Origin of the sequence: Nocardia lasii, assembly GCF_042658545.1 — a bacterium.
GTDB lineage: Bacteria > Actinomycetota > Actinomycetes > Mycobacteriales > Mycobacteriaceae > Nocardia > Nocardia lasii.
The window spans coordinates 54,628-73,704 of the sequence record NZ_JBHSQN010000007.1 but is presented as its reverse complement, the minus strand read 5'-3'; the positions used below and the strand labels follow the sequence as shown (position 1 = coordinate 73,704).

Below are 19,077 nucleotides of genomic sequence, written 5' to 3'. Positions count from 1 at the left end.
ATCGGCTAAATGTTCTCAAACCAGAGTCATGTTACAGAGAACCCCCCGCTCAGTCCTCCCGCAGCAGGGGAATGACGGGTGCGAAAGCGTCCATCTGGGTGGGGAAGATGCCCACGTACGACATCGACGTGAGTTGTCGCACACGCTTGACCTGTTCGGCGATTTCCTCGAACGTGCCGATCGCGATGTACGGCGAGTTCAGGATATCGTCCGCGGTCAGCTCCACGTCGACCTCGAGGTCGGGGTGCAGGCCGCGTTCGATCGCGCGCAACGCCATCTCCGCGGTCTTCTCCCGATCGTCGGTGATGACGATGGCGGTGATCGCCCAGTTCAGCTCGATATCGGCGAACCGGTCACCGGCGGCGGCCTTGACGATCTCGACCTTCTCGATCGTCTTCTCCAGGGTGATCCCCGAGAGCAGGCCCTTGCCGTTCTTGGTGGTCTGCGGCACGACCGAGACGATGTCGGCGTGCTTGGCGGCCAGCGCCAGCATGCGCGGGCCACCGCCGCCGGTACACAGCGGCGGGCGCGGGCCCTGACGCGGACGCGGGGTGCCCTTGATGCCACGCACCTGGTAGTGCTTGCCCTCGAAGGTGCACTCCTGGCCGCGCAGCAGCGTGTCCAGGATGGTCAGCGACTCGTCGAGCTTCTCCAACCGGATACCGGGACGCTCGTACGGGATGCCCGCGTTCTCGAACTCTTCCTTGATCCAGCCCGCGCCGACGCCGACCTCGAGGCGGCCCTTGGACAGCACATCGAGGGTGGCCAGTTCCTTGGCGAGCACGACAGGGTGGCGGAAACCGTTCGCCAGCACCGAGGTGCCGAGGCGAATCTTGTCGGTGGCCTGCGTGAGCGCGCCCAGCGCGGCGATCGGACCGATCTGGTCGCCGAGGTGATCGGGCACGACGAACGTGTCGTAGCCCATCTCCTCGGCTTCCTGTGCCGTCTGAACGAACTTGCGCGCGCCGCCCTCCTGCTTGTTGCCCTCGCCCGCGGCTGCGAAGCGGAACGGACGCAGCGGCGTACCCAGCGCGGTCACTTCACCGACGGGTGCGGCGGCTTCGGTCATGAACTCTTCGCTCCTGGGGAGATGGGTACTCGGGCGCAATTCCCAGCGCACTTTACAGCGTGCGAGCCATCCGGCGTGCGGATGTCACAGCGGGGCGTGATCCATGGCAATTCGCGCCCCGCTGTGACTGTGACAACTCCGTCAGGAATGGGGCGGATGTGGTGCGTTCTCGATGAGGTTCGCGGCCCAGTTCACGGTCCACTGGGTGGCCGTGGTGCCGTTCGCGTCGACGGTGTTGGTCGCGTACAGCGCGTGCACCGGGTTGCCCGCCGAGCGGATCAGCGCGCCGAGACTGCCGAGCGCGTTGAGCGGGTTGAGGGCCTCGCGCGGGGCGTCGCAGATCATGTCGCCGGGGGCGCAGATCGAGATCACCTTCGGCGCCAGCGTGCCGAAACCACCAGGTCGGGGGCCGGTCATGCTGATGCCGGGCACATTGATCCCGCGCAGGGCCACCTCGGCGCCCTCGCCCGCGGGCGGCGGATTGCCGATCTCGGTGGGCTGACCGGGACCGGTCGCGGTGCGGCGACCGTCGGCGATCACGGTCACGCCGAGCACGTTCGACTCCGGGATCGGGCCGTTGCCCGCGCCGATCTGGGCGGCCAGGTCACCGGCGATCACCGCGCCCTGGGAGAAGCCCGCGATCACGTAGTTGGTCAGCGGGCACTGCTTGTGCCGCTGGGCGAGAACGTCGGTGGCGCGCGCGGTGCCCTCGGTGCGGCTGACGTTGTAGGAGGCCTGCCCGTCGGGCGGCAGCGCGATCGGGTTCGAGAACTGGGCCACGTACGGGACCGTGTACACCTCGAGCCGGTCGTCGGGGAACTGCGCGCGCAACGGCCCGGACACGCTGAGCATCAACGAGATCGGGTTCGCCCGCGGGTTGTACGGATCGTCGGCGCTCGACGACTCCCACGTGCCCGGGATGGAGAGCAGCATCACATCGGGGCAGTCCGCCGACTGCGCGGTCGGCGGCGGCGTGGTGGTGGGCGGAGTCGTCGGCGGGGTCTTCAACCGGCCCGCGAGCAGGTACCACAGCAGCATGACGACGATGATCGCCAGCACGAGCAGCGCGAGCACGGTGAAGCACCCCGCGGGCCAGAACCTGCGGGTGCCCTTCGACCGGGAATTCACTAGCAGTAGGTCTTGTTCGCGGCGGCGATGTAGATCTGAGCTGCCTTGTCGACATCCATCTTCGACTCGTCGAACGCCGGGTCGGTGCCCGCCATCGCGCCCACGAAGGTGGCGATATCGGCCTCACTGGCGCCGCTGCCGTTGGTCGAGCAGATGTAGGTGGCCGCGGTGATCGCGCTGGTGGTGTCGGTGGGGTTGATGCCGTTGGCGGCCAGCTCGTCGAGGAACGCCTTGTCTTTGCCGCCGGTGGGGGCGGGCGCGGTGGTCTGCGGGATCGGCGCGGGCGCCTCGGCGGAGGGGCTCGGCTCCGTGCTCGACGGCGCGTCGCGGGGCGGCTCGATGACGACCGGCGGGGTCGTCGTGGCCGCGGCGGCGGCGCTGGTGGACAGGGTGGGCGTCTGCGACGCGGTCGAGTCGTTGTCGCCACAGGCCGACAACAGGGCGACGGCAGCCAGGGCCGCGACCGATCCGGCTACCTTGCCAGGGATCCGATGCATGAAGATGTCTTTCCTCGATCGTTCGTCAGGGAAGCGGTCGTGACCAGGCTAGCCGCACAATCCGCCGCCTCGCCCACCGCTGCGCGATGCTCAGAGAGTTCTCAGTCCGAGCTCACACCCCGTGCACTTCGGATTTGCCGTCGCGCACGACGATGAACCCGGTTTGGAAGTTCTGCTGGATTCCGCCGGGCACGGTGAACTCGTCGCTGACCGGATACCCGAGTCTGCTGTTCTCGAACCCCTGCGCGCCCCACGCGTCCAACAGCGGGCCGTTGCGCACCGACCAGGCGCCCGAGAGCGGGCTCCAGTAGATGTTGCCGCCCTCGAACCGGCTGAACCGGCCCAAATCCTTCAGCGGCGCCTCGGCGGCCACCGGGAACCCGAGCGCGCTGTTCTCGAAGCCGAGCAGGCTGTACTTGTCGAGTACGAAACCCTGCACGAGGTGGGCGCCGGTGGGCGGGCTGTAGAACATCGGACCGTGTTCGAAGGACTGCACCGAGCCCTCGCGGCTGGGGGTGTGCGCCTCGGCGGCCACCGGGTAGCCGGCCGGACTGCCCTCGTAGCCCTGCCTGCCCCATTCGGCCAGCAGCGCGCCGCGCACCACCTGGGCGCCGGTCTGCGGGGTCCAGTAGATCGAGCCGCCCTCGAAGGTCTGCATGCGGCCGCGACCGTCGGGCAGACCGTGCTCGTCGCCGGTGGGCAGGCCCAATGGTGAACTGGCGCTGCCGATTCCGGCGTAGGCGCCGCCGATGCGCCCGGACACCGCGTGCGTGCCGGTGGCGGCGGAGTGGAACACCCGACCGTTCGGGAAGTCCTGCGCGATTCCGCTCGCCGCGGGGTACTCGGCGGTCAGGCAGTGACCCAGCCAGTTCGCCGCCTGGGCGAAACCGGCGATCGCGCCGCCGAGCGCGCAGTCGGAGCCGCCCTGGTCGGTGCCGAGCGCCGCGGCGGCCTGGTTCCAGGACTGACGCATCTCGAAATCCCAGTACGGCCACGAATGTGTGCCCGCCGGACGGTAATTCGCCTGCACGGGGATTTCCAGCTTCTCGAGCTTGGCCACGAAATTCTGGGTCGAGAGCCGCGCGAGGATCTCCAGACCGGTACCCGCCCAGTTGTCGCTGACCAGCGGCACCTCACCGAGCGAGTCGTGCGCGCCCGCCAGACCGCTGCCGCTGGAGACGTACATGCTGACGTCTTTGAGCTTGTCCGCCAACAGATATGGGTCGTGGGCCTCCCATTCGGGGCTGCCGGGGGGACCCCACATCGCGCCCGCGTCGAACCCACCCGCGTCCTTGTTCGCGAACGTGATCGCCTGCGGCATACCGAGAGTGGTGGTGGTGAGCAGGCCCGAGTAGGAGGCCACGTACTTCATCAGGCCGGGATTGCGGCCCGCGAGGTTCATCGCGGCGGTGCCGCCCATCGAAAGACCCTGCACCCCACGCACATTCGTGGTTCGCCAGTCACGTTCGAGGATCGGCAGCAGTTCCTTGGTGAGGAAGGTCTCCCACTTGTAGGTGAAACCGTTGTCGGGGGCCAGCCAGTCCGAATACCAACTCGCCTGACCACCGACCGGCAGCACCACGTTGACGTTCTTGTCGGCGTAGAAGCCCTCGGCGTCGGCGTCCTTGGTCCAGCCGTTCTCGTCGTCCTGCGCGCGCAGACCGTCGAGCATGAGCAACATCGGGAACTTGGCGTCGGGACGCAGATTCCAGTCGCGCGCCAACAACATCTGCACCTGGATCGGGGTGTTCATCGCCGCCGAATGCACCCACAGCGAAACCCGCCGATCCGAGAGCCATTCCACCCGCTGCACCGCGGAGACACCCGGCTGCGCCTGCACGGGAACGGTGACGGTCGGCACGAGCAGCGCCGCCGCCACCGCGGCGATCGCGAGGATCCGCCGCATCGGCGCCGAGACACTATGGACACGATGTTTCGTCACACGCGACCTCCCTATCTCAGATATGGAGACACAGCCTCACCGTCGGTTGTACCGCAGCCGATAGGGATAACTGGGGACGACACGCATGGCCGGTAGCGGACAAAAGACCGGCCCACCCAGGGGGTGAGCCGGTCCTCGAGGTGTTGCTGAGCGGAAACTACTAGGCGCCCAAGGCATTCAGGATGTGCGGGCGAGCCTTCCACAGCTCGTCTTCCCAGTACTTCCACGAGTGGGTACCGGAAGCGCCGATGTCGTAGACGGCGTTGATGCCCAGCGAGTTGAGACGACGCTGGAACGCCAGCGTGCTCACGAACGAGATCGCCTCGATGGCCATCGCGTTGCTGGTGTTGTAGTAGCCGCCGAGGCCGACCGGGTTGTCGTGCTCGGCGGGCAGGCCGTTGGCCGAGGAGATGTACATCGGCAGGCCGCGCAGCTCGGGCGCGAACACCATCGGGTCCATCCGCAGCCACGCCGAGCTCCACGGCGAAGCCATGGCGTCGACGTTGAAGCGGCCCGCGTCGAGCATCATCACGCGGATGGCCTCACGCATGCCGGGGGCACCCCAGTTCAACGGGCCCGAGAGCGAGGACGCGTGCTTGAACTGATCGCGGTTCAGCGCGGCCAACCGCAGCGCGGCCGGGCCCGACATCGACAGGCCGAGCACCGCGTTGTTCTTGCGGGAGACGCCGTAGCCCTCGAGGAAGGTCGGCAGCTCCTCGGTCAGGAAGGTCTCCCACTTGTAGGTGGTCTTCTGGCCGTTGGTGTTGGACGCCGAGGTCCAGTCGGCGTACCAGCTGGACTGGCCACCGACCGGCATCACCAGGGTGACGTTGTCGTTCGCGAACTGCTGCATCGCGTTGGTCTCGAAGGACCAGGCGTTGCGGTCGTCGCGCGCGCGCAGGCCGTCGAGCAGGTAGAGCGCGGCGTTGCCGCCGTTGCGCGCCCACTGCACCTGAACCTTGATCGGGCCCATCTTGGACGGCACCATGAGCTCTTCGTACCCACCGGCCGGCGCGCGCAGCGCGGGGGCCGACACCGGGGCGGCGAAGGCGGTCGGGGCCGCCGCTCCCGCGGCGATCGGCAGCACCAGGGCTGCAGCGCCGACAGCTAGAATTCGATTACGCCAACCACGAGATGCCGGCGCGACGGCCTTGCCGAAACGCATGTGAATTCCGCTCTCTTTCTGCTGTTGTGGCATGCCAGACCCGTCTCCGACGCCGACACGACCCCGACAGTCCGTGCCGATCGGACGGGTGAAACTACGATCTGGTCACACTTACGCTCGCTGGAGGATATTCGACCAGCGAATTAACTGCAAGGGAAGCAACTTTGGCGGGTTGATGCGTTTGTGGCATCAACCAATATTGTTCGACAGATCCGGGATCATCCGCAGGGCTTCGTCATTCCAGTTGCTCCAGGAGTGGATGCCGAAGGCGGGGAAAGAGTAGGTGACGTTACGGGCGCCGAGCGTGGCCATCCTGACCTCGAAGGCGCGGGTATTGGCCAGCGCGAGAGCTTCCAGTGCCATGCCGTTGACGGTGCCCATGTTCGGGCCGTCGAGATCGGTCGGCAGGCCGGAGGCGGCCGCTATCCACAGTCGGGTGTTGTTGGCTACCAGGTTGGGGGCGAAGACGAACGGGTCCATGCGCAGCCACTGTGGGCCCCACGGCGGTGCCATCGCGTCCACGTTGTAGCCGCCCGCGTCGAGCATGGCGATGCGGATGGCCTCGCGCATCGCGGGGGCCGAGATGTTGAGGTAGCCCGAATACGCGCCGGCGAAGGAGAACTGGTCCGGGTGGTAGGCGGCCAGGGTCAGCGCGGCCGAACCGCCCATGGACAGGCCGAAGATGCCGTTGCGGAAGCGGTTGAAGCCGAGGCGATCACCCAGTGCATTGCGCAGATCGTGGGTGAGGAACGTTTCCCACTGGTAGCGGTAGCTCTTGCCGGGGCCGCCCGATAGGGCGTTCGCCGCGCCGGAACCCGAACTCGGGGCGCCGCTTCCGGGGATGCCGAAGAAATCGCTCGGGGCGTTCCAGTCGGCGTAGAAGCTCGACATCCCGCCGACCGGCATCACCACATTGATGTTGGCGGCGGCCAGCGCGTTGGGGATATCGGTTTCGATCTCCCAGCCGTTGAGGTGTTCCGGGGCGCGCATGCCGTCGAGCAGATAGGCGACGCGATTGAGATTGCCGTCGTGGGCGCGCAGCACGCGCGTCTTGATCGGGCCCATTCCCGAGTCGACCCAGAAATCGAAGGCATGGCCGTTGAATCCGGCGGACGCGGGCGCGATACCCCCGCTGACGGCCGTCGCGATCGGCACCAGCAGGGCCATGGAAACGCCCGCGGCCAAGCGACGAGCCCAGGAACCTCGAGCGGCGGTCTCGCTCGACGCACGCTTGCGGCGCAGTGTTCGCATTCGACTAGACCTTTCTTCCCAGACCGAACGCGCAAACCCCGAGCTACGCAGTCGGATCCCTCATCGGACGTCGAGAAGAACCCATCCAGCGCAAAACGGACGATTCAACCTCGACGCATGCTCACTGTGTATAGATCGGTGACGAATGCACTACATGTTGCTGGAAAGTGACCCGAAGCACAACTACTGGTGATCTGTCGCAGATAATTCGTCACCACAGTTCGCTCGGATCGTGACTGTGTTTATTGGCGGCTGGCGCCGCGGTTCTCGGCGCTTAACTCCGCCTCTTCCCTCGCTCCGGGTACTCCTTCGTCGCACCCTCCGCTCAGTCCAGAGGCGGAGGCGCGCCGAGAACGCCCAGGGGTGCTGGACCCAGGTGTTTGAACTGGGTGGGGCGTTGGTGGTTGGGCGGGTTGTTCTCGCGGTGCTTGCCGGGGACATCCAGGTGTACCTGGCCTGTGTGCGTGGCCCTGGTGTTTGAACTGGGTTTTCGGCTGTGGTGCCAGCCGCCGATAAACGCAGAAAACCGCCCGGTGCTGACGAGGCACCGGGCGGCTTTCGGGGTCTAGCGGGGTTACTACCCGATGTTCGCGGACAGGTCCGGGATCATGCGGTAGACCTCGGCCTCCCAGTTGCGCCAGTTGTGCACGCCGGTGATCGGGAAGTCGAAGTGCGCGTTGCCGCCGCCGAGGGTGGCCATGCGGACCTGGAACGCGCGGCTGTTCACCATCGCGAGCAGTTCCAGCGGCACGCCCTGGATGATTTCCATCGGGTTGGACACGTCGCCGGGGCCGGGGATACCGGCGGCGGCCGACACCCACACGCGGGTGCCGTTGGCGACCAGACGCGGGGCGAACACGAACGGATCCATGTGGAACCACTGCTGGCCCCACGGCGGCGCCATCGCGTCGATGTTGAAGCCACCGGCGGAGAGCATCGCCACGCGCATGGCTTCACGCATACCCGGCGCCGAGATGTTCAGGTAACCGGAGAACGAGCCCGCGAAGCTGAACTGATCGGGGTGGTAGGCGGCCAGCGTCAGGGCGGCCGAGCCACCCATCGACAGACCGAACACGCCGTTGTTGTTGGGGTTGAAGCCCAGTCGACTCGACAGCGCGTTGCGCAGGTGCGTCGTGAGGAAGGTTTCCCACTTGTAGGTGTTCTTCTTGCCTGCCACCTGGGCGGGCGCCATCGACGAACCGGTCGCGGCCGAGCCGGTCGCGGCCGAACCGGTGGAGCTACCGCCCGAACCGGTGTCGAGGCCGAAGAAGTTGCTCGGCGCGTTCCAGTCGGCGTAGAAGCTGGACTGGCCACCGACCGGCATCACCACGTTGATGTTGGCGTCCATCAGGGCGCGCGCGACGTTGGTGTCTTTTTCCCAGCCGTTGAGGTCGTCCTGGGCCCGCTGGCCATCGAGCGCGTACACGACCCGATTGGTGTTGCCGTCGGCCGCGCGGAAGATCCGCGACTTGATCGGGCCCATCTCCGAGTCGACCCAGAAGTCGAACGCTGTGGGGTCGAAGCCCGCGTTCGCGGTACCGACGGGACCGGCCACCGCCGCGCCGACCGGCAGCACCACAGCCAAGGAGAGAAGCACCGATCGTTTGAGCCAGCTAGCACCCCTGGCTCTGAGACGTCCGCCACGCATTCTGTTATGGGCCTTTCCTCGTGCGGTTCGCGCGGAACCACGGTTGCAATGACCGCCGACTGTTTACCGGCACACCAGTGCGCCGACGGGCCGTTCCTCAGTGACCATATCGCTACCTACCCGGCCAGGTGTTACCGAAAAGTGATTTAGCGGTGAACGCCACTGTGAAATGCCTGGCCGAGGCGTTTCAGCGAGGTGGTTCCGGGAAGGGGTCTATCAAACCGCACCGCTGGATCTCGTACTTGGGTACCCGGTCGATGCGGTACTTGGAGAACGTGAGCGCGTTGCGGAAGTTGTGTTTGAACCGCTCGAGGTTCATCGGTTCGCGGGTGGAGATCAGCAGCGCCTGCGTCTGCGGGCACGACATCGCGGTGCGGGCCTGGGTGACCCACTTCTCGTCCAGGTACCAGGGCATCCACGGGTGGATGTCGACCATGCCCGAGTCGGCGACGACCCAGTCCGGGTACAGGCTCTTGTCGTGGCCGATGCGGCCGTCGGCGAGCCGGTCCGAGTGCGCGGCCAGCGGGTAGGCCAGGCCCATCGGGTCGATCACGCGCACGTGCAGCGGCACGTTCATGCTGGTCATGCCGAGGTTCAGGAAGTAGACCGTGTGTCCGGCGCCGCCCTCGGGGATCGGCTCCGGCGGCGGGTCGAGGTACCAGAAGGTGAACGAGGGCGAGTTCAGCAGCAGGCCGCCGTCGGGATTGGCAGCGATGTCGTTGACCATCGGCCGCATCCGGGCGTAGTCGAGGTAGTCCTCGGCGCGGATCGGGTGGTCGTGGCCGGTGTTGAGCACGTAGTAGATGCGCTCGTCGACGATGCCCGAGGCCCGGATCTTGGTGCCGGTGGTGATGGCGGTCGTGCTCGCCGCGTACAGCGACCAGGCCGCCGTGCCGAGCAGCGCGATCAGCAGCACCACGATCGACGCGCTCGCGGCGCGCCACCGGGTCGGCAACGGCAGGACCGCCACCGGCAACAGCAGCAGGAACAACTGGGTGAGCAGCATCCGACCGTGCATGAAGTCGCCGCCGACGCGGACCGCGTAGACCGTGAGCAGCAGACCGCTGCCCACCACCATCACGACCACCGCGCTCGGCGAGCGCAACCAGCGACGCACGCTCGACACCGACAGCTTCGGCAGCGCGAATCCGTACCGGGCCCCCGCGACCACCCCGGCGATCAGCAGCACGAGCAGCGGAACCCACAGGTAGTACGGGCCGACCAGATCCCACAGGTAGGTCAGGCCCTGGCCCCACTTGGCACCGCCCGCGTCCTTGGCGACCGCGGTGTTCGGGTAGGGCAGGCCGTAGTAGCCCATCCGCCAGATCTGGTAGCTCACCGGCACGATCCCGGCGACGAACACGATCAGCGCGCGCAGCGCGATCGGCCCGAACCGGAACGCGGGCATCGGCGCCAGGAAGATCATGCCGAGCGCGAGCACGCCGATCAGCGTGGCCTCGGGCCGGACCAGCGGCGCGAGCCCGGCCAGGAAGACCAGCCCCAACAGCGCGGGCACGCGCACCACCGCGGCCTGACTCCACCGGATCATCAGCCACCACAGCAGCCCGACCCAGCAGATCACCAGACCGCTCTCGAGCCCGGAGGTGGCGTAGTCGCGGGCGGGCGGCAGCGCGATGTAGACCAGCACGCCGGCCGGAATCAGCAGCTGCGAGGCACTGCCGCCCCACAGCCGCGCGGTGCCGAGCATCGCGAACACGATCGCGAGCACCGAGACCACCAGCGACACCCCGAGCACCACGTACTCGAGGCGGGCCTGGGTGAGCCAGGAGAAGAACCAGACCAGGTAGGTCCACGCGGTGCTGGTGTTGGCCTCGACCCGCTCGTCGTAGTTGAAGACCGGGCCGTTGCCCGCGAGCAGGTTGCGCACCGTGCGCAGCACGATGAGGCCGTCGTCGGCGATCCAGCGCCGCTGCCAGGCGCCGACGGTGAACAGGACGGCGGTGAGGACGATCCCACCGACGAAAGTGGCGCGCGACAGCACCGAGAAACGCGCGGCGCGACGCGGCGACTCGTCGTCGCGTAGCGGCTCGTATTCGGTTGATTCCTGCTCCGCTACCAACATCTCGTCAGGTGAGATAGACAGCGACACCTACCGCTCCGATCCAGGCAATAGCGAGGAACTGCAGGATGCGGTCCCCCAACGCGATCTCTTCGGGTTCACCGGCCTCGCCACCATCGACGTCGACCGCGTAACGCAGGATTGCGATGGTAAACGGGATCATCGAGATCGAATACCACTGGGTGTCGCGAGCGGAGTCCTGCTGGAACGCCCACAGGCCGTAGAACACCACGACCGCGGTCGCGGCGAGGGTCCAGATGAAGCGCAGGTAGGTGGGCGTGTAGTACTCGAGCGACTTGCGGATCTTGGCGCCGGTGTCGAGCGCGATCTGCAGTTCGGCGTAGCGCTTGCCCGCGGCCATGAACAGCGAACCGAACGCCATGATCAGCAGGAACCACTGCGACAGGGCGATATCGGCGGCCGCGCCACCGGCGACCGCGCGCAGCAGGAAGCCCGAGGACACGATGCAGATGTCGAGCACGGCCTGGTGCTTGAGACCCAGGCAGTAGGCCAGCTGGATGCCGATGTAGATCGCCATCACCACGGCCAGGTGCCACGACGCCAGGAACGACAGGCCGATCGAACCGACCAGCAGCACCGCCGCCAACGCGTAAGCCAGGTTGACAGGGACAACGCCCGCCGCGATCGGCCGGAAGCGCTTGGTGGGGTGCGCGCGGTCGGCGTCGACGTCGAGCGAGTCGTTGACCAGGTAGATGCCCGAGGCCGCCATGCAGAACACGATGAACGCGATCGCGACATTGACCAGCACGCCCAGATCGCCGACCGCTTCGGGTCCGACCGCGAGCGGCGCGGCCAGCACCAGCACGTTCTTGACCCACTGACGTGGGCGAATGGCCTTGATGACACCGCCGAGCAGCGTCTTCGGCGGGCCCTTCACCGCACCCTCGTCGAGGACGGCGGCGGACGGTTCTTCGCTCATCGTGGCAGGGTTTCTCTCAATTGCGGTCACTGTCGGAGTCTCTTTTCGGCGGCTAGCACGGCAGCAGCCGACGCGGCCCCCAAAGCGGAACCGGCGATCACGTCGGAAGGGTAATGCACCCCGAGCACAACCCGGGACAGCAGCATCGGTGGGACGATCACCGCTGGCAAGGGTAGCCCGGTCAGCCGACCGAGCAACACCGCCGCCGCCGTTGTGGAGGTGGCGTGCGAGGACGGGAAGCTCAACTTGCTCGGCGTGGACACGTTGACCTGCACCGACGGGTCGTTCGGGCGCGGGCGCCGGACGATGCGCTTGATCACGATCGACGCCGCGTGCGCGCCGACCGCGCCGACCGCGACCCCGGCCCACTGGCGTCGACGCGGCTTGTCGACCAGCCAGCCCGCCGCGGCGATGCCGACCCAGCCCAGCGCGTGCTCACCGAAGTGCGACATTGCGCGCGCGGCCGAGACCACGGCCGGGTTGGTGCCGATGGTGCCCTGCACGGCGTTGAGGATCGCGACCTCGACCGGGACCTCGACGTAGTCGCTGTCGCACGCGCAGCCGCCGCAGCAACCCTCGTCGGCCATGTCCAGTTCGGGCAGTTCGGTGTTGCTCACTTGTCGTTTCCGTTCAGGCCGAAAGTGTTCTCCCACGCCGCCGTGCTGGTCAGCTCGGCGTGCGCGGCCCGGTAGCGCTGCTGCATCTCCGGGAATCGGGCGGCGAGTTCCTTGCGCAGGCGCAGTGCTTCGGTGAGCAGCTCGCGGGCCTTGCGCGGATCGCGTTTGCGGTAGACGACGCCGCGTCCGTCGGCGGTCGTCACGGTGACGCCGTCGACCTGCGAGAGCAGGTACCAGCGCGCGTCGAGGGTCGGCACGTTGAGCTGCGGGGTCTCGTGGGTGGCCGGGTCGGCCTTGCGCAGGTTGTGCACCACGCCCTTGGCCAGGCGCGCGACCTTCGCCAGCGGGTTGCCGGGCTCGCCGACCGCGCCGACGCCGTGGCGGTTGGCCAGCGGCAGTTCGGTCGAGGACGGCACGACCACCGCGTCGGGGTACTCCTTGCGCAGGGCGTGGATCTTGCCCAGCGCGCTCGGGAGCAACTCGAACAGTCCTTCGGGACCGGCGAGGAAGTCGCGGATCGCCTCGTTCTGGATGGCGACCGTGGAGTACTCCAGGCACAGCAGGTGCTTGAGGGTGGCCTTGACGGTGTTGGCGACCATCGCCTTGCCGTCACCGGGCAGGTACATCGAGGCGACGACCAGGCGGTTGCGCAGGTGGAAGTACGCCTGCCAGTCGATCGCGTCGTCCTTGTCCGACCAGGCCATATGCCACACGGCCGCACCGGGGAGGGTGACCGTGGGGTAGCCGGCCTCACGGGCGCGCAGGCCGTATTCGGCGTCGTCCCACTTGAGGAACAGCGGCAGCGGCTGGCCGATCTCCTCGGCGACCTGGCGCGGGATCACGCAGGTCCACCAGCCGTTGAAGTCGACGTCGATGCGCCGGTGCAGCAGCTTGGAGTTGTCGCGGTCCTTGAGCGGGTACTTCGAGAAGTCGTGGTCGTACTCGACGTTGGGCGCGGCGCCCCACATGAAGATGCCGCGGTCGATGACCTCGCCCATCACGTGCAGGTGCGAGCGTTCCTGCAGGTTGAGCATCTGCCCGCCGGTCAGCAGCGGCGATTTGGCGAAGCGCGAGAAGGCCAGCGCGCGCAGGATCGAGTCGGGCTCGATCTCGATGTCGTCGTCCATGTAGGCGATGAACTCGGCGTCGGTGGACTTCAGCGCCTCGTACATGACCCGGCTGTAGCCGCCGGAACCGCCGAGGTTGGGCTGGTCGTGGATGCTGAGGCGATCGCCGAGCACCGCGGCGGCCTCGGTGAATCCGGGCTCGTCGACGACCTTGCGGGTGCCCTGGTCGGGGATGATCACCGCGGCGATCTTCTCCAGCACCAGCGGGTCGGCCCCGAGGGCGCCGAGGGTTTTCACCGCGTCGGTGGGCCGGTTGAAGGTGGGCATGCCGACCGCGATGGTGCCCGCGCCGGGCGCCTCCTGCGGGGCGTACCAACCACCGGCGAGCAGGGTGACGGCGGTGTCGGTGGTGATGTCGAACCAGATCCAGCCGCCGTCCTCGAACGGGCCGAAGTCGGTCTCGAACTCCACGACCACCGAATCCGCGCCCTGTTCGACGGCGAATTCCTTGCCCTGCACGTGAATACGCGAGCCGTCGGCCTTGGACCGGTAGACGTCGGCGCGGCCGTGGCCGGCCAGTTCCAGTCGCAGGACCACCGACTTCAGCACGCTCCACCGACGCCAGTAGCTGGCGGGCAGCGCGTTGAAGTAGGTGCAGAACGACACCTCCGACTCCGCGCCGATCGAGAGCGCGGTCCGGCTGGTGGCGTGCGCGCGACGCGCGTTGGTGGTGGATTCCTCCAGGTAGAGCGTGCGCACGTCCAGGGGTTCGCCCGGTCGCGGCAGGATGACCCGCTGCAACAGCGAGATCGCGCGAGTCTCGGTGGTCGCCTCTTCGAGCATCGGCTGCGCGCTCACGCCTGATCCACCAGCGGTGCGCCGGACTCGAGGTGCGGGCGCAGCACGTTCTCGAACATGCTCAGCGCCGAACCGATCGCCATGTGCATGTCCAGGTACTGGTAGGTGCCGAGACGCCCGCCGAACAGGACCTTCTTCTCGGCGGTCTCCTGCTTGGCGCGCTCGCGGTAGGCGAGCAGCTTGGCGCGGTCCTCGGGGGTGTTGATCGGGTAGTACGGCTCGTCGCCGGTCTGGGCGAAGCGGGAGTACTCGCGCATGATGACCGTCTTGTCGGTCGGGTAGTCGCGCTCGGGGTGGAAGTGGCGCGGCTCGATGATGCGGGTGTAGGGGACGTCGGCGTCGTTGTAGTTCATGACGCTGGTGCCCTGGTAGTCACCGTTGTCGAGCACCTCGGTCTCGAAATCGATGGTGCGCCAACCCAATTCGCCTTCGGCGTAGTCGAAGTAGTGGTCCAGCGGGCCGGTGTAGACGATGGGGGCGTCCGGGTTGGCGGCGATGATCTCGTCGCGCACGTCGAACCAGTCGGTGTTCACGCGTACGTCGATCAGGTCGGACGCGGCCATGTTCTCCAGCCACTTCGTGTACCCCTGCTTCGGCAGACCCTCGAAGGTGTCGTTGAAGTAGCGGTTGTCGAAGTTGTAGCGCACCGGCAGGCGGGTGATGTTGCCCGCGGGCAGCTCGCGCGGGTCGGTCTGCCACTGCTTGGCGGTGTAGTCGCGCACGAACGCCTCGTAGAGGGGGCGCCCGATCAGCGAGATCGCCTTCTCCTCGAGGTTCTGCGCGTCACCGGTGGACACCTCGGCGGCCTGCTCGGCGATGAGCGCCTTGGCCTCCTCGGGGGTGAAGTAGCGGCCGAAGAACTGCGAGATCAGACCAAGGCCCATCGGGAACTGGTACGCCTGGCCCTTGTGCATCGCGAACACCCGGTGCTGGTAGCCGGTGAACTCGGTGAACTGGGTGACGTAGTCCCACACCTTCTTGTTCGACGTGTGGAACAGGTGCGCGCCGTACTTGTGGATCTCGATACCGGTCTCCGGCTCGGGCTCGGAGTACGCGTTGCCACCCAGGTGGTAGCGGCGGTCGAGCACCAACACCCGCTTGCCGAGCACATTCGCGGCACGCTCGGCGACGGTCAACCCGAAGAACCCGGAGCCGACCACGATCAGGTCGTACTGGTTTTCGGGGGTGCTGGAATCTGCGTTGACGGAATTACCCTCAGACGATGCGGCGGTCACGGGTGCCCAGCGTATCGGAAGACCGCCGTTTGTCCCGGCGGAGTGCCCGACCAGCCCCTGACCAGCCCCGATCCGCCGGTGCGGTCGTCAGTAGTACGGGTGGGTGGGTTGGCGGCCCTCGCGGATCCAGCGGCCGGTGGAGGGGGCGGCGGCCAGGAGCAGGATCAGCAGGGGTAGGGCGCCCACGACGACGGCACTGCCGATGCCGACGCCGACCGCGCCGCTGTCGGAATTCTTGAGGGTGACCAGCGTGGAGATGGCGGTGTAGCCGACGCTCAGCATCATCATGAGGATGATGATCACGCGGCCGGCGGTCTTGCGTTTGAACAGCAGGATCGAGCCGAGGAACATCAGCAGGCAGGGCACGGTGCTGACCGCCATGATGGGGATCATGATCTCGCGGAGTTCGGTATCGGACGCGCTCGACGAGGTGCTGCCGAAGACGATGGCCGCGCTGATTCCGAGGCCCGCCAGGCCGAGCAGGGACAGCAGCAGGGTGATGACGGCCGCGGTGATCGCGGTGCCGCCGCCGGCGCGCTGCTGGGGGTAGCCCTGGGCGTAGGGGTACGGCGCGGCGCCGTAAGCCGGTGCGGGATAGGCGTTGTGGGCGCCGTAGGGCTGTGCGCCCTGGAGTGGTTGGCCCGTGTACGGGTCGTAGGCGGGTTGCGCGTAACCCTGTGCCGCGTACGGGTCGTGGCCCGATTGGCCGTACGGATACCCCATGATGTCCCCCTCCTCGTGCTGATCTGCTGAAACTATACGGCCGGTCCGACAAGGTTTTCCGGGTGAGTGACCCCGCTGGGCTTCGCGTCAACGGTCGAGACGCGCGCGGTCGGCGTCAACCGCACCGTCGCGGCGCCCATCACCGCACCGAGCACCAGGGCGGCCAGTGCCCCCAACCAACTGTGCGTGACGAGCGCGGTCACCGCACCGGGCAGGAAGGTGCCCGCGTCGAGAATCGCGCGCAGGTCGCTCGCGCGCTCGAACCAGTGGATCCCGTAGCCGGGGTCGTAATTCAGCAGGCAGGCGAGCAATCCGAGGATGCCGAGGGCGATCTGCACGATCGCGGCGACGAACAGGATCCAGCGCCCCGTCTCGTCACCCCTGGCGTGCAGCACGGCCGAATACCCGAGCACCGCGGCCAACACCAGCGCGCCGAGCACGGTGAACCCGGCCAGCGAATCGTCCAGCAGGCCACGGTCGTCGAAGAACGCCCGCGCGATCACGAAGGCCCCGACCAGGTTTCCCAGCGCCGCGACGGCGGCGACGACCGCGCCGGTGATGTCGGCCCAGCTCACGGTTTTCGTTTCGGCATCCCGCACAACCATGCCCTGACCGTAGCGTCCCGACCGGTCGCGCACCCACCTACCGCGTGACGGTCCACCGCCGCGTCGCCTCGCTCAGACTCAGCCCGAGGATCACCACATTGACCCCGAACCAGACATCCAACGGCCCGAGCCGCCACCCGTGACTGGCCCCGTTCAACACGATCACCAGCAGCGTGGCCCCCGCCATCACCGCCGCCACGGTGAGCAGCACCCGCCGCCCGATCATCCGCCGCCGCAACAACAGCACCGCCCCCAGCAGGTACACCGCCCCCAACCCGCCCACGATCCCCGCGCCCACATAGTCGAGGTCGACCTGCCGTCCCCCGGCCCGAAACACCGCCGTCGCCGCCCCCACGAACAACCCGGCCACCCCGACCAACACGCCCAACCACCCCGCGATCAACGCGGTCACCCCCCGCGAGGGCCCCACCTGTTCCACACTGTCCCCACTAGTTCGTCGACGTCGCCGTCAGTTATACGGCGGAACCGGCGGACGCGGGATATTCGTCGCCGTGAACTGGGGATTTCGGGAACCGATCCAGCGTTGCGTCGACGGTAGGAGCGCGCAGATCAGCATGCAGATCGGGACCAGCGACAAGATACCGAAGCTGACCGCGGTGGCGGGAGTAGTCGCACCGGCGCCCCACATCGTGAACATCGTGAGGCCACTGCCGATGATCACCATGGTCGGTCCGCCTGAGCGCCGGATCAGCATCAGCACGCCACCCACGCCGAGCAGTACCGCGAGGACGGCATAGATCCCCAGATCGAGCTGACGGTCGATCACTTGAAGCTGGTACTCGAGGCGCGCGACCCGCAGTTCGTCCGTGCCGTACTGGGGCTCGCCCTTGCCCGCCGCCACACGCAGAGCCGACAACGTAATCGCGGCGAGCACCAGTGAATACATCCCCATCAGCGCGGCCGCACCCCCGGCAAGCACAGCCGCGATAGGCGGACTCCACACCGCCTTCGTCTTCGGCGGCACATATCCCTGCCAAGAATTCACGGCTTCCCCTCGCGATCGTCGCCGTACTCACCGGCGAGTTACTCGGCAGCCTAACCGGAACGATGGTCACCCAGCCGACGACAGCCGCGCCCGGATGATCCGAGCGCGGCCGTGGGTTCGAGCTCCGTGCAACGCCTTTCAGGCCGGGTGGGCTGCGGCGTAGGCGCGGAAGGCTTCGAGGATGTAGTCGGCGGTACCGTCGCCGTGTACGTCGTAGTTCTTGCGGAAGCGCGGGTCGGCTACGTACATTTCGCCGAGGGCGAGCAGGTACTCGTTGGTGACGGGTTTGCCCTGGGTGCCCGCGCCCAGCCAGGTGCGGTGGCGTTCGACGATGGACTGGACTTCGAGACTTTCGGCGGGAAGTGCTGTGGCATAGGCCCTTCCGAAGTCGGCGGCGATGTCGAGTTGGGTTTGCTGGAAGGACTTCTTGTCCGCCTCGGTGAGCGATCGCCACCAGCGGTCGCCGCTCTCGTAGGCCTGTTTACCCCAGCGTTCGGTGACCTCATCCCTGTACTGGGTGTGGTCGAAGCCGTCGAAAACCTCTGCGGCCATGAGTGGTTCACCTCTTTCGGTCTTGTGCAATGTGGTCGACACCGAGTCGATCTGCCGGGCGATCCGATCCTGTTGCTGCCGAAGCAGTTCCAGGTGGGTGCGCAGGGCGGCGGTGGTGTCCTGGTCACCGGCGAGGACCTCGGCGATCACGGGCAGGCCGAGGCCGAGTTCGCGCAGCAGCAGGATGCGCTGGAGGCGAACCAGGGAGCTCTGGTCGTAGTACCGGTACCCGTTGGCGCCGATGCGGCTGGGCTCCAACAGGCCGAGCTCGCCGTAGTGGCGCAGGGTGCGGCTGGTGGTTCCCGCGGCTTTCGCGAGCTCCTGAATCGCCCATTCACCCGTCATGACCTGCCCTTTCCTCGTCGGTACCTCCACTGTGCAGGTTGACGCTACGTCAAGGTCAAGCCGTGAATCCGACCTCGACCTCCGCCGTGTCGCGCTCGGTGTACATCCGCCACAGCCCCGCGTACACGCCGGTCCCGGCGAGCTCGCCGGCCAGCTGCCGCGCGTAGGCCCGCTGCGCGCCGAGCGCGACCCCGACGTTGGCCAGGTAGGGCTGCACCCGGTGTTCGGAGGCGCCGGAGGTGACCAGCAGCGTGCCGCCGCGGCGGGCGATCATGGCCGGGAGCAGGGCGCGGGTGAGCTGGATCGGCGAGTGCACCTCGAGCTCGAACGGCACCTCGAGTGCGCGCCG

The 19,077-nt window shown here is 67.4% G+C and carries 18 protein-coding genes; all 18 read right to left on the bottom strand.

Going from position 1 to position 19,077, the window contains the following annotated elements:
• Positions 1–49: 49 nt before the first annotated feature.
• Positions 50–1,069: an LLM class F420-dependent oxidoreductase gene (locus tag ACFP3H_RS12030; protein WP_378604098.1), complete on the bottom strand. Its 1,020-nt coding sequence runs from the start codon at positions 1,067–1,069 to the stop codon at positions 50–52.
• A gap of 141 nt (positions 1,070–1,210) precedes the next feature.
• Positions 1,211–2,203, bottom strand: coding sequence for a cutinase family protein (locus ACFP3H_RS12025; protein ID WP_378604434.1), 993 nt, complete (start codon positions 2,201–2,203; stop codon positions 1,211–1,213).
• The gene (locus tag ACFP3H_RS12020) at positions 2,197–2,694 is read right to left on the bottom strand and encodes a DUF732 domain-containing protein (protein ID WP_378604095.1); all 498 of its coding nucleotides are present in this window, start codon (positions 2,692–2,694) and stop codon (positions 2,197–2,199) included. Before ACFP3H_RS12020 ends, ACFP3H_RS12025 begins: the two co-directional genes overlap by 7 nt.
• Positions 2,695–2,806: 112 nt before the next feature.
• A complete protein-coding gene (locus tag ACFP3H_RS12015) occupies positions 2,807–4,600 on the bottom strand; it encodes an alpha/beta hydrolase-fold protein (RefSeq protein ID WP_378604092.1) in 1,794 nt (597 codons plus the stop codon).
• Positions 4,601–4,796: 196 nt separating this feature from the next.
• Positions 4,797–5,801, bottom strand: coding sequence for an alpha/beta hydrolase (locus ACFP3H_RS12010; RefSeq protein WP_378604090.1), 1,005 nt, complete (start codon positions 5,799–5,801; stop codon positions 4,797–4,799).
• Between the two features lie 189 nt (positions 5,802–5,990).
• On the bottom strand, positions 5,991–7,052 hold the full coding sequence (locus ACFP3H_RS12005; protein ID WP_378604087.1) for an alpha/beta hydrolase: 1,062 nt from the start codon (positions 7,050–7,052) through the stop codon (positions 5,991–5,993).
• Between the two features lie 577 nt (positions 7,053–7,629).
• Entirely contained in the window at positions 7,630–8,700 is a 1,071-nt protein-coding gene (locus ACFP3H_RS12000) for an alpha/beta hydrolase (protein WP_378604084.1), read from the bottom strand.
• A 187-nt stretch (positions 8,701–8,887) separates the two neighbouring features.
• The gene (locus tag ACFP3H_RS11995) at positions 8,888–10,783 is read right to left on the bottom strand and encodes an arabinofuranosyltransferase AftB family protein (RefSeq protein ID WP_378604081.1); all 1,896 of its coding nucleotides are present in this window, start codon (positions 10,781–10,783) and stop codon (positions 8,888–8,890) included.
• 4 nt (positions 10,784–10,787) lie between these two features.
• Positions 10,788–11,720 carry a decaprenyl-phosphate phosphoribosyltransferase gene (locus tag ACFP3H_RS11990; RefSeq protein ID WP_378604078.1) on the bottom strand — a complete coding sequence of 311 codons (933 nt, stop codon included), beginning with the start codon at positions 11,718–11,720 and terminating at the stop codon, positions 10,788–10,790.
• Between the two features lie 26 nt (positions 11,721–11,746).
• Positions 11,747–12,307: a phosphatase PAP2 family protein gene (locus tag ACFP3H_RS11985; RefSeq protein WP_378604431.1), complete on the bottom strand. Its 561-nt coding sequence runs from the start codon at positions 12,305–12,307 to the stop codon at positions 11,747–11,749.
• Between the two features lie 26 nt (positions 12,308–12,333).
• Positions 12,334–14,262: a glycosyltransferase gene (locus ACFP3H_RS11980; protein WP_378604075.1), complete on the bottom strand. Its 1,929-nt coding sequence runs from the start codon at positions 14,260–14,262 to the stop codon at positions 12,334–12,336.
• A complete protein-coding gene (gene glf / locus ACFP3H_RS11975; protein ID WP_378604072.1) occupies positions 14,259–15,497 on the bottom strand; it encodes a UDP-galactopyranose mutase in 1,239 nt (412 codons plus the stop codon). Before glf ends, ACFP3H_RS11980 begins: the two co-directional genes overlap by 4 nt.
• Before the next feature lie 87 nt (positions 15,498–15,584).
• Positions 15,585–16,220: a hypothetical protein gene (locus tag ACFP3H_RS11970; protein ID WP_378604069.1), complete on the bottom strand. Its 636-nt coding sequence runs from the start codon at positions 16,218–16,220 to the stop codon at positions 15,585–15,587.
• Positions 16,221–16,252: 32 nt separating this feature from the next.
• A complete protein-coding gene (locus ACFP3H_RS11965) occupies positions 16,253–16,825 on the bottom strand; it encodes a hypothetical protein (RefSeq protein WP_378604067.1) in 573 nt (190 codons plus the stop codon).
• Between the two features lie 37 nt (positions 16,826–16,862).
• The gene (locus ACFP3H_RS11960; RefSeq protein ID WP_378604064.1) at positions 16,863–17,255 is read right to left on the bottom strand and encodes a hypothetical protein; all 393 of its coding nucleotides are present in this window, start codon (positions 17,253–17,255) and stop codon (positions 16,863–16,865) included.
• A 39-nt stretch (positions 17,256–17,294) separates the two neighbouring features.
• Positions 17,295–17,810 (bottom strand): hypothetical protein, encoded by a 516-nt coding sequence (locus ACFP3H_RS11955; RefSeq protein WP_378604061.1) that lies wholly within the window; start codon positions 17,808–17,810, stop codon positions 17,295–17,297.
• Positions 17,811–17,969: 159 nt separating this feature from the next.
• Positions 17,970–18,728 carry a MerR family transcriptional regulator gene (locus ACFP3H_RS11950; RefSeq protein ID WP_378604058.1) on the bottom strand — a complete coding sequence of 253 codons (759 nt, stop codon included), beginning with the start codon at positions 18,726–18,728 and terminating at the stop codon, positions 17,970–17,972.
• 55 nt (positions 18,729–18,783) lie between these two features.
• A complete protein-coding gene (locus ACFP3H_RS11945) occupies positions 18,784–19,062 on the bottom strand; it encodes a Rossmann-fold NAD(P)-binding domain-containing protein (protein WP_378604055.1) in 279 nt (92 codons plus the stop codon).
• Between the last annotated feature and the right edge of the window lie 15 nt (positions 19,063–19,077).

Bases quoted from the DNA above. Each gene is read 5' to 3' on its own strand.
- ACFP3H_RS12030 (WP_378604098.1), bottom strand. From the start codon at position 1,069: ATGACCGAAGCCGCCGCACCCGTCGGTGAAGTGACCGCGCTGGGTACG.
- ACFP3H_RS12020 (WP_378604095.1), bottom strand. From the start codon at position 2,694: ATGCATCGGATCCCTGGCAAGGTAGCCGGATCGGTCGCGGCCCTGGCT.
- ACFP3H_RS12015 (WP_378604092.1), bottom strand. From the start codon at position 4,600: ATGCGGCGGATCCTCGCGATCGCCGCGGTGGCGGCGGCGCTGCTCGTG.
- ACFP3H_RS12010 (WP_378604090.1), bottom strand. From the start codon at position 5,801: ATGCGTTTCGGCAAGGCCGTCGCGCCGGCATCTCGTGGTTGGCGTAAT.
- ACFP3H_RS12005 (WP_378604087.1), bottom strand. From the start codon at position 7,052: ATGCGAACACTGCGCCGCAAGCGTGCGTCGAGCGAGACCGCCGCTCGA.
- ACFP3H_RS12000 (WP_378604084.1), bottom strand. From the start codon at position 8,700: ATGCGTGGCGGACGTCTCAGAGCCAGGGGTGCTAGCTGGCTCAAACGA.
- ACFP3H_RS11995 (WP_378604081.1), bottom strand. From the start codon at position 10,783: ATGTTGGTAGCGGAGCAGGAATCAACCGAATACGAGCCGCTACGCGAC.
- ACFP3H_RS11990 (WP_378604078.1), bottom strand. From the start codon at position 11,720: ATGAGCGAAGAACCGTCCGCCGCCGTCCTCGACGAGGGTGCGGTGAAG.
- ACFP3H_RS11985 (WP_378604431.1), bottom strand. From the start codon at position 12,307: ATGGCCGACGAGGGTTGCTGCGGCGGCTGCGCGTGCGACAGCGACTAC.
- ACFP3H_RS11970 (WP_378604069.1), bottom strand. From the start codon at position 16,220: ATGGGGTATCCGTACGGCCAATCGGGCCACGACCCGTACGCGGCACAG.
- ACFP3H_RS11965 (WP_378604067.1), bottom strand. From the start codon at position 16,825: ATGGTTGTGCGGGATGCCGAAACGAAAACCGTGAGCTGGGCCGACATC.
- ACFP3H_RS11950 (WP_378604058.1), bottom strand. From the start codon at position 18,728: ATGACGGGTGAATGGGCGATTCAGGAGCTCGCGAAAGCCGCGGGAACC.